The 2,275-nt window shown below is 36.7% G+C and carries 3 protein-coding genes; 1 reads left to right on the forward strand and 2 read right to left on the reverse strand.

Annotated features, from left to right (window positions below; genetic code table 11):
• Positions 1 to 124: 124 nt before the first annotated feature.
• Entirely contained in the window at positions 125 to 805 is a 681-nt protein-coding gene (locus NQ163_RS20450; RefSeq protein WP_268192169.1) for an SDR family oxidoreductase, read from the reverse strand.
• Between the two features lie 181 nt (positions 806 to 986).
• A complete protein-coding gene (locus NQ163_RS20455; protein WP_268192170.1) occupies positions 987 to 2,018 on the reverse strand; it encodes an L-dopachrome tautomerase-related protein in 1,032 nt (343 codons plus the stop codon).
• A 138-nt stretch (positions 2,019 to 2,156) separates the two neighbouring features.
• Between NQ163_RS20455 and NQ163_RS20860 the strand changes: the two genes are divergently transcribed.
• Positions 2,157 to 2,275, forward strand: a 119-nt coding sequence (locus tag NQ163_RS20860) for a winged helix-turn-helix transcriptional regulator (protein WP_442786037.1), incomplete at its 3' end; no start/stop codon positions are given.

A 2,275-nucleotide genomic window follows, 5' to 3' on the forward strand; every position in this document is an offset into this window, starting at 1 on the left:
AGAAAACAATATCGCACAGAGCTGAAATATGGTTACATGGATGTGTGGTATGTTGAATATAAAGGCACGTAGCGATTGTTAATGATTTGTTAATTAGTAATTAAAAGAGTAAAAGGTACTTTCATTACCATTCAATTTCTTCCATATCCCTAAAAAATTTTCCAGTAGGCCCTTTGTCTTCCAGCTCGGCTGCCCAAACAATGGTTTCCGCTCCTTTCTGTGGGTCATGGGGAGCAGTTGAACCTCCCATATCAGTTCTTACCCATCCCGGACAAACCGAATTCACAAGGATGTTATTTCTTTTTAATTCCTGGCCCAACTTTACTGTAAGAACGTTCATTGCGGCTTTTGAAATACTGCAACCTGGCGTTCCTGCAGACATGTTTGATAAAGCTCCCAAGCCACTCGATACATTCACAATGCGTCCATATTTCTGCTTTTTCATATTAGGAATAAAGGCTTGTGCCAAGCGCCAGGCTCCAAACAAATTGGTTTCCAAAGTTTGATGAACTTCCTCCAAGTCTGCATTGAATGCTGAATGCCATGTGTCATAATTGATGCCTGCGTTGTTGATAAGGATATCGAGATATCCAAAGTTATTTTCCACATATTCAGCAATTTGTTTTACGCTTTCTTCATTCGATACATCCAATTGATGGAAGTGGAGTTCTCCAAAACTTTTCAGTTTTTCGAAAGCTTTTTTTCCATCTTCCTGAGAGCGAGCAGTAAGAATCACTTGATATCCTTTCTTTAACAGTTCTTTTACGGTTGCAAAACCAATTCCTCTGTTTGATCCGCTTACCAATGCTGTTTTTTCATATTAATATCTTGTTGATTATGATTTCATTCTAATTGTAGTTTGTATGCTTTTATAAGTATTGCAATATCTTAAATCGTAAGGTTCGTACTTTTTCCATTGATACGCTGGATTGTAAACAAAAAGACGGACCTTTTGTTTTTAAAAAGTCCGTCTTTCATTTTATATTTTATTTTGATAGTTTGAGAACTTGATATTGTTTTCTCTGGATTTCTGGCAAATGAATTTGTGATGTTGTAAAGAATACATTTCCTTGAGTATCTATGGCAAATGAATCGGCCCAACGAATGATCTCATCTTTAATCAGTTTTTTGATGTTACCATCACTTTTCAGGACATTAATGGAATTGTCTTCCAGACCGCCTAACCATAGATTCCCATCTTTATCGAACATCATTCCATCAGTGGCTGGAATTTTTTTTACCATTTCTACTTGTTCAGCTATTTGTTCTTCTGTTACGTTCTGAGAACGTAATGTTTCAGTAGGAACCCGATACAAACTATGACCCGTTAAGGCAATGTAATACAAAAACTGTTTGTCAGGGGAAAGAGCAATACCATCGGAATGTACACTGTTTTCCCATTTGATTCCATCACAAATCAGGTGATCCACTTCGCTTTCGGTAGAGTAGTGGTAGTCCAATACTCGCTTCGATTCTCCCGATTGCAAATTCAAAACAATTAATGCTCCATTTCCTGAATCAGTCATGTAGGCAAATTGATTTTTTGTATCAATCCTAACATCATTAAAATATGAGTTCGGCTGATAAACACCTTCAGGAAATTGATATACTTTCTCCTTTTGATTGTTCTTCAAGTTGAAAACGTACAATTTAGGACCTCCTTCCAAAACTCCTTTAAAGAGAGGATTTCTGGTATCCAATACCCATAACTTGTTCTGCTCATCAACAACTACCGACTGAACAGCCAGGAAAGATTCCTTATTGTGAGCATTATTCCATTCCTGATTAGGAAAGGCCACTGCTTTACCATTTACAATTTCCGCAACGCTAATGGGCACATCATTCGACCATTTTGGATAGTTTACGAACAGACGGTTTTCTTTACTTACTGCAACTCCCGTCCATTGCTTATTGGACGAAGCAGTTACTTCTAAATTATTTGACTTTGTCTGTTTAGTTGGTTTACAAGCTAAGACGCTTAATAAAAGCGATGCTGCAATTAGGTACTTCCAATACATATTAATTGTTTTTAAATGAATAATCGTCTTTATAATCAAACTATCAGATCTCTTATGATTTCTGTCAATGGAGATTTTCTGTTTTTCATTTACCTAATTATCTGATAAAATGAGTGTATACCTTATCTTCTTTTTCAGGTGCTTCTACTGTTTCTTTTCCATAAAAGCATTCATGGCATCTCGAACCGAATGTTTACCTTCTCGATAAGGGCTTTGGAGCGTGATGGTTTGGTAAGTAGGGAGGTTTACCCTGAAGT

The sequence above is a fragment of the Marinifilum sp. D737 genome, assembly GCF_026672275.1.
In the GTDB taxonomy this organism is placed as follows: Bacteria; Bacteroidota; Bacteroidia; order Bacteroidales; family Marinifilaceae; genus Marinifilum.

Excerpts from the sequence above, each read along its gene's own strand:
- NQ163_RS20455 (WP_268192170.1), bottom strand. The coding sequence starts at position 2,018 with ATGTATTGGAAGTACCTAATTGCAGCATCGCTTTTATTAAGCGTCTTA.